Genomic DNA, 11,770 nt, shown 5'->3' with positions numbered 1-11,770 from the left:
GTCTCCTCCGGAGACACGACGCGCCGCCCCTACGGGGCGGAGAGACACCGGCCGCTCCGCGGCCCGGTGTGGGGCGGGCCCGTTCGCTCCGCTCACGGGCGGTAGTGGGTTGGGAGGCACGGCCTCCGGCCTTAGCCTCCTTGTGCGGGTGGTGCATCAGGGGCATGTCCTGTGTAATTACTGGGATTTGGGGAGAGTGACGGTCCGGGTCCTGGTCGCGCTCCGCGCTCCCAGGACCCTCACGGTAGTGACGGAAAGAAGCGGCTAGAGGGTGGGGGTGGTCCGGCACGGCTCCCACACTACCGGTTGTCGGGCGGTCGACGTCAAGACCTGACGCACAGTCAAGAGGTCTAGACCTTTAGTCGCATTGAGCAGCGGATAACGACGTGAATTCCACTTCAGGTCGCTGGACTTCTACGCCAGAACCTGCACCTGGCAATACAATCCAATCACCTTCCTGAAGTCCTTCCTGACTCCTCATCCAGCTCCGCCCAGCCGCGTCCGTAAAAGCCAGGGGGATTTCGCCTGGAATAATACTGCTTGCAGTTTCTGCAATACTAAATTCAGGCATGACATCTATTTGCAAATAGCCACTTTCCTCCGCTAGTCGTTGGCCATGTATCGCTACTTCACTGCAAGGAGGAAATGACTCAATATTGGCAGTTACTGCTACTTCCCAGCCCAACGATTCTCCTTCTTCATATCCCCCTTCATAAAGGAATCCTGATGAGACGTCGGTCAGAGGGTCGAGCGACCTATTGGCGATGGTTATCACGGCTCGTGGTGATTCCATCGAGTACTCGTACCACATGGTGACGCGGGTTGCCTGGGCGATTCTTTCCCGCTGCTCCTGTTCCCTCTCCTGTTCGCGTTGGAGCTCTCGCTGATCCTCCAACGCCCCGAACGCGACGTACGTACTCAGCGTGGCCGCTATCAGACCCAGGACGCCAACCACCCCGGAGATGAAGGTGCCCCAAGCCGCCAAAGCGCTGTGCCGCAGCTGTTCAACCTGCCGAGGAGACCTGTCACGACTTCCCTGACGAGAGGCCCTGACGAGAGCGGCCCGCTCAGCCCTACGCACAGGCACTACGACACCACCGTCACCAAGCACCGCCCCTGATGCGACGCTGGCAGGACCGCCTGCCACAGGGCAACGCCGATCCGCTCCACCAGGTCAGCAGATAGAAGCTGCTCCCACAGCGCATACCGGCCGTGCTCGCAGGCCACTAGCTCGCTCGTCATACCGGCAGCGTAAAGCCGGTGAAAGCCGCGCGTAGCGGCTTTCAACCAACCTGCGTGAGGGCAAGCTCGGTCGCCGACTGGGAGGCCGTCCGACGCCGGCGGGGGCGCCCGAGCCCTTCCCGTCACAGGCTGGTTTGGGCGGATCGCTGCCCGGCCCAAGGTAGGCCGCGTACTGTGGCGAGCAGCAGCAAGGAGAGACGGCGGGAGACGGCGATGGCTGAGATCACCGAGGCCACCTGGGCGACGTACGTGGACGGCGAGCGGGTCGAGCTGCCGGCGACGATAGACGGCATCCGCGCCGCCCTCCCCGCCCAGCAGCGCGGCGAGTTCGACACCGAGGTCGGCTCCACCCCGGCGAACGAGCTGCCCCGCGTCCTGGGCCACTGGGCGCTGCGCACCCACCCGCAGGCCTGGGACGAGGTCGAGGCAGAGTTCGCGCGCCTGGAGGCCGGCGACTACTCCGGCGTCGTCTTCCTCGAGGACGACCACGACGTCCAGGAGCAGGGCGAGGGGGCCGCGTAGGTGGCCCGCTACCGGATCGCGTTCGCCGGCCAAGCCGAAGTCGCCCGCCGCAAGATGACCGGCCTGCGCAGGCGGGAGTTCGACACCGCGATGAGCAGCACCATCGGCACCAACCCCTACGGCCACGGCTCCACCGCCATCCGCGGCGCGAAAGACCGCCGCGAAGCCACGGTCGCCGGAGCCTTCGTCGTCTACTACGTCGCCGGCGCCGCCCTCACCATCACCGCCGTCAAACTCATCGACCACTCGCTCTGACCGCGCTCCGGGTGATCACGGGCGGCCGCCGGTGGGCGTGGGCGGAGACGAAAGGAGCGCGCCCCTGGCCGCCTGACGACCCGCCCGCCGCCGGATCCCGGCGTACGTCTTCCTTGCTGCCTTGCTCCTCAAGGATGTCGGCCAGGATGCCGACCATCAGGGCCGAAATGAAGGCGATGACGCGGAGGCGTCATGCCTCCGCCCCCGACCAAACCGCAGCGGCGACAGCCACCCGCCGACGCCAGACCCAGGACAAACTCGTCCGCGTCGAGAAGGCCATCGGCCAGCTCCGCCGCGAGCGCGGCCGGCTCGCCGTCCGCGCGATCGCCCAGCGTGCGGATGTCTCCGCCACGTTCCTCTACGAGAACGCCGACGCCCGCAGCCTCGTCCAGGCCGCCGTGACCGACAGCAAGAGCCGCCACGACCGAGTCACCCAGGACGAGCACGAGCACATCGAGGCATCGTGGCGGGAGCGGGCACTCAACGCCGAAGAACAACTGTCCCGATTCCAGGACGAGATCCTCGCTCAACGGCAGCAGATCGGAGACCTGATGGGCCAGCTCAGAGACTTCGACCAGATGGTTCCCGGCGAATCCGTCCAACGACTCACCACCGAGAACACCACCCTCAAACGCCGCGTCCAACAGCTGACCAAAGAACACCGAGCCCTGCAGGAACGACTCGAAGGTGCCCGCTCCAACCTCCGCTTCGCCGACAAACGCATCGCCGACCTCGAAGCACAACTCCTTGAACAAGACCAGTCATAAGCTCCAGGCCGTCCCATCCGTTGGTGGCCAAGTGGAGTAACACCACACATGGAAGGGACGCGGCCACGTGGGTGGGGCGCATCCCTTCCATGTGTGGCGACAGACGCTCAGCGCTTCTTACGGGTGCCGACAGGAAACGCGGTCCCGTCCTCAGTCAGGGCCTTGAGCATCGCCTCATCGCATGCCTGCTCCGGGGGCCACACCCACCGTGCGACTGGCGGCCACAGCGGCTTGACGTTGGGGAACTCCGCGAACTCGCACAGCCGCGTATCGCCGGGCAGGCGCATCGAGTACACCTGGACCCCGAAGTGGCCCAAGCGCAAGAAGCCGATGAATCCTCTGGGGTTAACCGACTTGCCCACCTTCGCCTCGAACAGCACCTCGCCGGCCGTCCCGTGGCCGGGGACCAGTAGATGGAAGGCGCGGGCGGTCATCCGGCGGGTGGACAGGCGCCGATAGCGGTAGAGGTGGGCGTAGTCGGCCGCGGGGATCGTCGAGTGGAACTCATTCGGCAGGGTGAAGGAAAACATCATCACCGTCTTCATCACCCAGGCGGCGAGGTCGGCCTGCTGCTGTTCATCCAGTACGACCACGAACTCGTCGGTGCCAAGGACGAGGGGAAGCAGGACCGGCTTGACGCTCGTCTCCAGCTTGCTCATCCAGCCGGTGTTGCAGGTGGTACACACGCACTTGACGGTGACGTCCCCGAACTTCTGGCCCACGGTCCTGAGAGGGGTGCCATCGGCGTCGAGGATGACCGACGTCTGGTTGATGCCGGGGACGGCATCGCGCGCACTCTTGCTGATCCACTTCGGGATGACGTGTTCCACGCTATTGGCCGGTGCTCCGCAGAAAACACACCCTGCCACGCTGCCCCCTGATTGTGACGATTCCTCTGGAGATCGTAGGAGCAGAGCAGGAACGGCCGCAGCCATTTCCCACGCTGCTGCGGGAAGTCGAGCGGTTCATCGACGAATGCGACGGGGCCGTCCAGGAAGCTCTCGCCCCCACTTCGGCCTCCAGCTGGCTCACATCTCGGACACTTACGTGACGTATCAGTGCAGGTAAACGGCGATCCAGACACTCCGAGAGTCGGTAAAACCGACTTCGACCACATGCTCCGCCTCGGCTGGATCGCGCCCACCGAGACGATCCCCATCCGCTTCGGCACCTCCCGCGCCGGAGCCGTCGACGTCGCCCTCTACACCACCGCCACCATCGACGCCCTCCCCACCACCCACCCCGACATCGACTGGCAGCAGCTGCGCAGCATCGGGAAAGGCCGGCGCTCCCCCCTCGCGGCCCTCCAGCCGACCAACCCCACCCTCGCCCCCGCCTGACCAACCCCGAACCCGTCGACGGGCCCTGCCACACCTTCAGGTCTGGCAGGGCCCGTCCTCTTCATCCGTCCGTCCGATCCCTTGGAGTCATGGTGGTCTCTCACCCCCGCCCGTCCGATCCGCCGCCCCTCATCGAAGCGCTGGCCGTGTGGGGATGGGCCGTGGAACACGGCGGCATCCCCCTCCCCTACGCCGCCGACGTCCTGAGCGACCACCCCAGCTACGTCACGCACTCGGGAGTCGATAACCCCACCAGGGACGAACGCACCAGCTGGGCACTGGAAGACCTAGAGGACTGGGAGAACACCGTCGTCCACATGGACTGGCCAGGCGCCGACGCGATCGACGAAGAACGCTGGGACCAAGACGCCTACTGGCAACTACGCGAGCACGTCCTACGCAGCACCGGCCGTACCGAGAGCACCGAGACCACCTCCGAACTCCTACGGAACCACCTGGCCGACAAGATCGCCGAGTGCGAGCAGCAGTCCACCGACGAACCAGACGAGACCGAAGAGGAAGACTGACCGTCGGGGAGATCGGCGCCGCGGCCGCCGACGGGTGGACGGTGCGTCGACCACCTCCCCAGATTCGCACGCACGCGCTACGGCACCGATTCCCCCTGATCAACCTCGAACAGACCGATGCCGCTGGCGTTGAGCACGGCGGCGGCCACGGTTAGCGAGGAGCACGACCAGGAAGTCGAACAACTGCGCGTCCGGGTGACCGAGGCGTCCATCGCGACAGCCTGCCACGCGGGAGATGGAGCTCGCCGGCGAGAGGAGCGGCTCGCGGCGCAGGCTGCCGCCTACATCGTGAACACCGGCCTCGACGCCGCCTAGACCGGTGGGAAGATGTCGGCGAGGGCAGCAGCGGTGGTGGTGGCGAGGGTAAGCACCGCGATGAAGGCGGCTGCGGCGCGGGTGAGGGCGGCCGGATAGGTGGCGCCCTCCAAGCGGGCGAGCTTGCCGATAGTGGCCGCGGCCAGCAGCGCGATGAGCATCACCAGCGCGATGGCGAGCAGAACAACGTGGTACACGACGGTCTCCTGACGGGGTGTGGAATATCGATACCGTCGAAGATCCTGGAGGCCGTGTCCGTCGGGGTCCGGCCGGACGAAAATGGATAACGGCGGACACATGAGAGTGCCGGGGGCGGTAGTGCAGGACGGGCAGGCAGAACGGGTGGCAGCGCTGGCCAAGCTGCGCAGGAAACTGGAGGACGCGCTGGCCCGGTCCGGGCTGTCTATGAAACAGCTCGAGGCGAGGTCGGGGTTGGGGCACGAGACCGCGTCTGCGGCTTTCCGGGAGGGTCAGACCAAGCCCCCGTCGCCGCGAACAGTGGCGGCATTGTGCAAGGCACTTCGCATCCCGGACAGCGAGTTGATGCAGCTGCAGCGAGTGGCGGCTGGAAGGGCCGAGCCAGCGGGGCCGGACTCGACGGTCGGCCGGCCAATCCGCGAGTGGGATCCCCATGACTTGGAAGTTCACCCGGCGGGTTTCGCTCCTTGTGGCCCGGAGGCTGGGCCAGGTGCGGCGCGGCAACTCCCCGGCTACGTCCCGCGCGAACATGATGGGGTTCTGGCTCGCGCGGTCGAGGACGCCGCACGGGGTCGCAGCCGGATGCTGGTCTTGGTCGGTTCTTCCTCCACCGGCAAGACGCGGGCCTGTTGGGAGGCGGTGCAGCCGCTGGCGGACCTGGGATGGCGGCTGTGGCACCCGTTCGACCCCACCCGCGCCGACGCCGCGCTCGCAGGCCTGCACCAAGTCGGACCGCGCACGGTGGTGTGGCTAAATGAGGCCCAGCACTACCTCGGTGACCCTCGGGTGGGAGAGGAGATCGCCGCCGCCCTGCACACTCTGCTCACCGCCCCTGACCGCGGGCCCCTGCTCGTCCTGGGCACCTTGTGGACCGAGTACGCAGACGAGTACACCGTCCTACCCATGGCGGGCGCACCCGATCCCCACAGCCGGGTGCGGGAACTGCTGGCCGGCCGGACCATCACCATCCCCGAAACCTTCGACCAGGAAGGGCTGCACCGGGCGACGACCCTCGCGCAGGGCGGTGACCGGCTCCTTGCCGATGCTCTCACCCGCGCCCGGGAGCACGGCCGGCTAACACAGGACCTGGCCGGCGCTCCGGAACTCGTGCGCCGCTACGAACAGGGCACGCCCGCGGCTCGAGCAGTGCTGGAGGCCGCGATGGATGCCCGCCGCCTGGGTATGGGCCTGCACTTGCCGCAGGTGTTCCTGATCGACGCTGCGATCGACTACCTCAGCGATCACGACCTCACCGACCTGTCAGAAGACTGGGCGGAAGCAGCGTTCGCCGAACTCGCCCGCCGCGTTTACGGCAAGCAAGCCCCTCTGCAGCGTGCCGTGGCACGCCCGCAGCGCCGCCCTCCCGGCACCGTCGCCCCGACCTCACCCAGCTCACCAGGTACGGGCCCGATGTTCCACCTGGCCGACTTCCTCGAACAACACGGCCGCACCACCCGCCGGCAGCTATGTCCACCCGCATCCTTCTGGCACGCTGCCCACACCCACCTCAGCCGCCCCGACGACCTGAACAACTTGGCCAACGCTGCTCGCACGCGGTATCGACTTCAGTGGGCGCACCACCTATACCTGCGAGCCGTCGACGCAGGCCATCCCGCGGCGATGCTCAACCTGGCCTACCAGAAGGAGGCAACCGGAGATCTGGAGGGCGCCAAGGTCCTCACCCAACGGGCCGCCGACGCGGGCCACCCCTTGGCGATAGTCAGCCTGGTGCGGCTCCTGGACGAGGCCGGGGACCACGAGGGCGCCAAAGACCTCATCCAACGAGCCGTCGACACCGGCCACCCCTTGACCTTCAACCAGAACCCGGAGGAGATAGAGAGCGCCGAAGACCTCTATCGACGATCCGTCGACACCCTGAACACCCTGGCCCAGCTCATGGAGAAGATCGGACAGCGGAAGCTTGCCGAAGACCAGTACCGACGGGCCGCCGACGCGGGCCACCCCTTGGCGATGATCGGCCTGGCGCGGCTCCTGGCTAAGGCTGGGGACCAAGAGGGCGCCCTAAATCTCACCCAACGGGCCGTCGACACCGGCCACCCCTTGATGTTGCTCGGCCTGGCACTGCTCCGGGCGAAGGCCGGGGATCGGGAGAGCGCCAATGCCCTCTACCTCCAAGCCGTCGATACCGCCGGGTCCGACATCATCGACGGCATGGCATGGCTCCTGGAGGAGGCTGGTGACCACGAGCGCGCCGGGGACCTCTATCGGCGGGCCGCCGACGCCGGCAGCGCCAAGGCCCTGCTGGCCCTGGCACGGCTGCAGCAGGGTGCCGGGGACCGGAAGCGTGCCCAAGACCTCTTCCGCCGGGTCGTCGACACCGGAAACCCGTATGCCATCTTCGAGTCGGTGCGGCTCCTGGACAAGGCCGGGGACCACGAGGGCGCCAAAGACCTCATCCAACGGGCCGTCGACACCGGGAACCCCGACCTTTTGCTGGCTATTGCGCAAGTGAAAATGAAGGTCGGAGATCGGGAGGGCGCCGAAGACTCCTATCGGCGGGCCGCCGACGCCGGCAGCGCCAACGCCCTGCTGGCCCTGGCACGGCTCCGGGAAAGGAACGGGGACCAAGAGGGCGCCGAAGCTTTCTACCGCCAACTCGCCGACGCCGGACACCTCATTGCCCCGCCGGTAGTGGGATACGTCGAGACGGTCCTCGGAAGCCTCAGACTCCAAACTGCCCCCCTCGGCCCCTTCAATGCCGTAGTGAACATGGCACGGCTCCAGAAGGTAACTGAAAAACTGGCGGGCATGTGGCCGCACGGGCTGGACCCCGACGGCACACCAACACCCCCCTGGCAGTAGAGCGCACTGTCGAACGGACCGCTCGTCGGATCCCCGCTGAACGCGACAGACAAAGCCCCCTCCAGCGACGGTCCGCCGCGTGCGGCCACCGGCCCAGCGGTCCCTCGAGCACGCTGTGCGGTTCCTGCCCGTCAGCCGGGGTCAGCACGGGTCGGCCAGTGACACCCGGTGGCAGTGGCCCTCGTGGGCCTCGGCAGCACGATCGACATCGTCGGCCGTCCACCCAGTGCTCCCGGGGCCGGGGACCCGGGTCAGCAGTTCCTCCCAGGAGCGCGGCTCGGTCGCCACCACGTGGACGAGCTGCCGCTCACCCAGGCGCTGGAGTGGCTGAGGGGCGCCCATAGCCACTCAACGCAAGACCCCGCCGGCCGGTAGGCTCTGGCTATGCCCGACGACGCGCGCGATCACGCCGAGACGCTGGATGAACTCGGCCGGGCGCTCCGCGACTTCGTGGAGGCAGAAGGCGCCCTCACGCGGGCGCAGCAGGTGCGTAAGCGTGCGGCGGCGCAGGTGATCGATCGCGTGACGCAGTTGCGGGAGGAAGTCTCGGCTCCTCACGCCCCGGAGCTGATCGGAGTCCTTCGGCACATCTACTGGCAGCAGAGCGGTATCAGCTCTCGTGCGCTTGCCAGCGCTGCGGGACTGCATGTCAACGAGATGCTGCGGGCTATCGGCCCGTGCCCCTCGGGCATCCTGTGCACCGCCTGCCAGGAGGACATCCCCCGCACCAGCCGTTCCTGGACCCCGCCTGGCCGCTACGGTGCCCCCTTGTGCACGAGTTGCGAGAAGGTCGAACAGGGACTGGCGAGCAGGAAGTGGTGTGTCGCTCAGCTGCGGGCCAATCTCATCGGTTCGACCCCGGTCCCTGCCACGGCCCGCGACTGGTACGCCGCTGCGGTCCACGGCTCCAGCAGCTCCTGGTTCACCGGAGAGCAGCTACTCAAGCTCGTCCGCGAAGAATTGCCGCAGCCGGTGGAACCTGCCTGAGCACAGCCCTTGCGTCCGACCGGGCGCAAGGGCCTCGTGTGGGGTGGTGTTCACGCTGCCGGGGGCCCCGTCTGGCTCCCCCGGGCGTTCCCACCCCGGGGATGCACCACTGTTCCGGCTTCTTCGGTCGATTCCCTCTGGCGTGTGCGTCACTCGGCATGAGCTGTAGCCATGTCGCGGCCTGGAGCCGGCGGCAACGGCCCCGTAAACGCCGCACCTTGGGCCCGTCCTGCGGACGTGGCTCTCATGCTGCCTGCCCGCACCTGCGACACCCCCCTCACCAGCACAAGGCAACGACCGCTCTTCTTGCGTCCGATCTCCACGCCAACCCCTCGGCTCCGAAAGGAGGCTGACCGCGTGAGCGGCTCCTCTCCACAGCCACCACACCCCGACCCGTCTGTGCTCTCCGCCCGGCTCGGGCGTGAGGCTGCCGTACCACGACTGATCGCTCTGGACCAGCGAAATCAACTGCTCACCGTCCATGTGAAGCTGGCCGCGCAGGCTTTGGGCCGCTCAGAGCGCACCGTGTGGCGGTGGCTGGCCAAGGCCCGCCGCACCGGCCGACACACCGCGCAGGGCCGAAAGCGGTTCACGATCACCGCGGAAATCCGGCAGCTGCTGATGCTGTGGGGCGGCAACGCCTCCGCCGTGCACCGGGAACTACGCCGGCGCGCCGCATCCGATGCCGGACAGAAGGCGCCGTCACTGACCACCCTGCACCGAGCCCTGCGCCGAGACCTGACCCATGGAGAACGGGCCGGCCTCGCGCGCGGGGAGGCAGCGCGCCGCGCCTACGACATCTTCGGTGAACGCCCGGCCCACGAGCGTAACGCCGCATGGGAAGGCGATCACAAGTGCGTGCCGGTCGAGGTATGGGTCGAAGACGAGCTCGTACGGCCCTGGCTGACCTGGTTCATCGACTGTGCGACCTGCGTCATCCTCGGAGTTGCCGTCACCCCGCACGCGCCGAGCACCGACGCGGTACTGGCCGCGCTGCGCACCGCGCTGGACCGCACTGGGACGTTCGGCCCGGCCGGAGGACTGCCTGGCCTGGTCCGGGTAGACCGCGGCAAGGAATATCTGTCCGCCGCCGTGACCTCCGCGCTGGGCGCGTTCGTCGTGCCCGTCGTCGCTCTGCCACCCTACACCCCCTACCTGAAAGGCAGCATCGAAGCCCTCAACGGTGCTGTGGAGGAGATGCTGTTCGTCTCGCTGCCCCGCTATACCCGCCAGTCCACGCTGTCCGGCAAACGCGCCGTGGATCCGGATGCGCCGGCGCTCACCTTCGAGGCGTTCGTCAAAGTACTGCTGGACTGGGTGCAGTGGTGGAACACCAAGCACACACCCAAGCCCTTGGATGGACGCACTCCGCTGGAGGCGTGGCGGGCGGACCCGACGCCCTTGTATGACGTTCCCGCCGAGCAGCTGGCCTTCTTCGGGCTCCAGGACGACGGCCGCACCCGCACCATCAGCACGCACGGGGTGCAGTGGCGCAAGCGGCACTACATCGCTGACTGGATGGTCGGCCGCGTCGGCACCCGGGTGAGCCTGCGCTACCTGCCGCACCACGAGACCAGCATCGAGGTCTTCGACCTGCACGGTGCGCATCTGGGGTCGGCGTTCTTGGCGAGCGCCGCCACCCCGGAGCAGGCCCGCCAGGTCCGTCGCGCCCGCACGGCCAAGGCCCGGCGGCTGCGCGCGGATGCGAAGGCGGCCGCCAAGTTGCGCCGCGAACGCTTCGAAGCCGTCACTTCCGCGGAACCGCCGCAGCGGCTGCAGGCCATGACCGAGCAGGAGGCCGAGGCCGAACTGTCCGATGCGGCCGCGCTGGATCTGTCCCGGATGGCCAATCCCGGCTACATCCCCCACCTGCCCCCCTCCGACGACTGGGCCCGCCCCGTGCCACCCGACACCACCGCCGACATCTCAGACACCCCCGACGTCCCTCAGGATCATGCATGAACAGCGCCTCGAAACCGCTCATGGAAAGCGTCAGGAACTATGGTCGACTCCTGCGGAGAGCGCCGATCACTTCCATCATCTGGACGCGCACGTGGTCGCCACGGAAAGCCTGCTGACGACGGTGGACGACATCCAGGACACCATCGAGACGCAGGGCATGATGTGCGTCTACGGGCCGGCCGGCTTCGGCAAGACGATGTCCGTGAACTCCGCGCTACGCAAACTCGCCCCCGACATCACCTACCGCCTGGAGCTGCGCTCCGGCCCCACGCCCCGTGACATCCGGCACGGCCTGTTCAAAGCCTTGGGACTGCCCGGGGATCCGCCGACCCGGCCGATCGAGTTCGACACCCTACTCAAAGAGACCTTGGCGGAAACACCCCGTGTCCTGGTATGCGACGAAGCGCAGTGGATGGGCCGCAGCTCCTTCGAGTACTGGCGACACCTGTGGGACGACCGCGACACCCAGATCACGGTGGTCTTCGCCGGCGGGGACGGCTGCTATGAGGTCCTCAAACGCGAACCGATGCTCGCCTCCAGGATCTTCATCTGGCAGAAGTTCACACGCATGTCGCACCGGGAGGTCGTCGCCACCCTGCCGGCCTTCCATTCCTTGTGGTCAGGGGTGGATGCGCGCATCATCCTCGGGATCGACCGGGCCGCGGCGCACGGCAACTTCCGCAACTGGGCCACCATCACCAAGCACCTGCTCAACGGCATGAGAAAGATGAATCTGACAGAGATCAACGACGACCTGATCCGCTGGGTCTACAGCAAGCTCGGCGGCATGTAGCCGCCAGGGCGACCGGGGACCCGCACCGGATTGCCGTCC

At 67.4% G+C, this 11,770-nt stretch carries 15 protein-coding genes; 10 read left to right on the top strand and 5 right to left on the bottom strand.

Features of this window, described 5'->3' with window-relative positions; all coding sequences use genetic code 11:
* Positions 1-358 precede the first annotated feature (358 nt).
* The gene (locus tag ACFWI8_RS31895; RefSeq protein ID WP_387098687.1) at positions 359-793 is read right to left on the bottom strand and encodes a hypothetical protein; all 435 of its coding nucleotides are present in this window, start codon (positions 791-793) and stop codon (positions 359-361) included.
* A gap of 293 nt (positions 794-1,086) precedes the next feature.
* Positions 1,087-1,242 carry a hypothetical protein gene (locus ACFWI8_RS31890; RefSeq protein ID WP_387098685.1) on the bottom strand — a complete coding sequence of 52 codons (156 nt, stop codon included), beginning with the start codon at positions 1,240-1,242 and terminating at the stop codon, positions 1,087-1,089.
* Positions 1,243-1,455: 213 nt separating this feature from the next.
* Here ACFWI8_RS31890 and ACFWI8_RS31885 point away from each other — a divergent pair, with 213 nt between their 5' ends.
* The 3 genes from ACFWI8_RS31885 (at position 1,456) to ACFWI8_RS31875 (ending at position 2,786) form a co-directional block, all read left to right on the top strand.
* Positions 1,456-1,764 (top strand): hypothetical protein, encoded by a 309-nt coding sequence (locus ACFWI8_RS31885; RefSeq protein ID WP_387098683.1) that lies wholly within the window; start codon positions 1,456-1,458, stop codon positions 1,762-1,764.
* Entirely contained in the window at positions 1,765-2,019 is a 255-nt protein-coding gene (locus ACFWI8_RS31880) for a hypothetical protein (RefSeq protein WP_387098681.1), read from the top strand.
* 146 nt (positions 2,020-2,165) lie between these two features.
* Entirely contained in the window at positions 2,166-2,786 is a 621-nt protein-coding gene (locus ACFWI8_RS31875; protein WP_387098679.1) for a DUF6262 family protein, read from the top strand.
* A 107-nt stretch (positions 2,787-2,893) separates the two neighbouring features.
* Here the strand turns inward: ACFWI8_RS31875 and ACFWI8_RS31870 are convergent, their stop codons facing one another.
* A complete protein-coding gene (locus ACFWI8_RS31870; RefSeq protein WP_387098677.1) occupies positions 2,894-3,616 on the bottom strand; it encodes a hypothetical protein in 723 nt (240 codons plus the stop codon).
* Between the two features lie 285 nt (positions 3,617-3,901).
* On the opposite strand from ACFWI8_RS31870, the gene ACFWI8_RS31865 reads away from it, so the two are divergent.
* The 3 genes from ACFWI8_RS31865 to ACFWI8_RS31855 all read left to right on the top strand — a co-directional run bounded on the left by ACFWI8_RS31865 (position 3,902) and on the right by ACFWI8_RS31855 (position 4,968).
* Positions 3,902-4,126, top strand: a complete 225-nt coding sequence (locus ACFWI8_RS31865; RefSeq protein WP_387098675.1) for a hypothetical protein — start codon at positions 3,902-3,904, stop codon at positions 4,124-4,126.
* Positions 4,127-4,215: 89 nt separating this feature from the next.
* A complete protein-coding gene (locus tag ACFWI8_RS31860; RefSeq protein WP_387098673.1) occupies positions 4,216-4,653 on the top strand; it encodes a hypothetical protein in 438 nt (145 codons plus the stop codon).
* A 117-nt stretch (positions 4,654-4,770) separates the two neighbouring features.
* Complete coding sequence (locus ACFWI8_RS31855) at positions 4,771-4,968, top strand: hypothetical protein (RefSeq protein ID WP_387098671.1); 198 nt, start codon at positions 4,771-4,773, stop codon at positions 4,966-4,968.
* Here ACFWI8_RS31855 and ACFWI8_RS31850 read toward each other — a convergent pair.
* Positions 4,965-5,165, bottom strand: a complete 201-nt coding sequence (locus ACFWI8_RS31850) for a hypothetical protein (RefSeq protein WP_387098669.1) — start codon at positions 5,163-5,165, stop codon at positions 4,965-4,967. The two genes, ACFWI8_RS31855 and ACFWI8_RS31850, sit on opposite strands and share 4 nt — an antisense overlap.
* A 583-nt stretch (positions 5,166-5,748) precedes the next feature.
* Between ACFWI8_RS31850 and ACFWI8_RS31845 the strand changes: the two genes are divergently transcribed.
* Positions 5,749-7,989 (top strand): tetratricopeptide repeat protein, encoded by a 2,241-nt coding sequence (locus tag ACFWI8_RS31845; RefSeq protein WP_387098667.1) that lies wholly within the window; start codon positions 5,749-5,751, stop codon positions 7,987-7,989.
* A gap of 141 nt (positions 7,990-8,130) precedes the next feature.
* Here ACFWI8_RS31845 and ACFWI8_RS31840 read toward each other — a convergent pair whose 3' ends face one another.
* Complete coding sequence (locus ACFWI8_RS31840; RefSeq protein ID WP_387098665.1) at positions 8,131-8,331, bottom strand: hypothetical protein; 201 nt, start codon at positions 8,329-8,331, stop codon at positions 8,131-8,133.
* Positions 8,332-8,373: 42 nt separating this feature from the next.
* On the opposite strand from ACFWI8_RS31840, the gene ACFWI8_RS31835 reads away from it, so the two are divergent.
* From ACFWI8_RS31835 to ACFWI8_RS31825, 3 genes are all read left to right on the top strand, one after another.
* Positions 8,374-8,976, top strand: a complete 603-nt coding sequence (locus ACFWI8_RS31835) for a hypothetical protein (protein WP_387098663.1) — start codon at positions 8,374-8,376, stop codon at positions 8,974-8,976.
* A 399-nt stretch (positions 8,977-9,375) separates the two neighbouring features.
* Entirely contained in the window at positions 9,376-10,938 is a 1,563-nt protein-coding gene (locus ACFWI8_RS31830; RefSeq protein WP_387098689.1) for a Mu transposase C-terminal domain-containing protein, read from the top strand.
* On the top strand, positions 10,931-11,731 hold the full coding sequence (locus ACFWI8_RS31825) for an AAA family ATPase (RefSeq protein ID WP_387098661.1): 801 nt from the start codon (positions 10,931-10,933) through the stop codon (positions 11,729-11,731). The genes ACFWI8_RS31830 and ACFWI8_RS31825 overlap by 8 nt, the downstream gene beginning before the upstream one ends.
* The last annotated feature ends 39 nt before the right edge of the window (positions 11,732-11,770 follow it).

This window comes from Streptomyces sp. NPDC127098 (assembly GCF_042722465.1).
In the GTDB taxonomy this organism is placed as follows: domain Bacteria; phylum Actinomycetota; class Actinomycetes; order Streptomycetales; family Streptomycetaceae; genus Streptomyces; species Streptomyces millisiae.
Note: the sequence above shows the minus strand (reverse complement) of the source record. Positions and strands in the feature narration are given on the sequence as shown.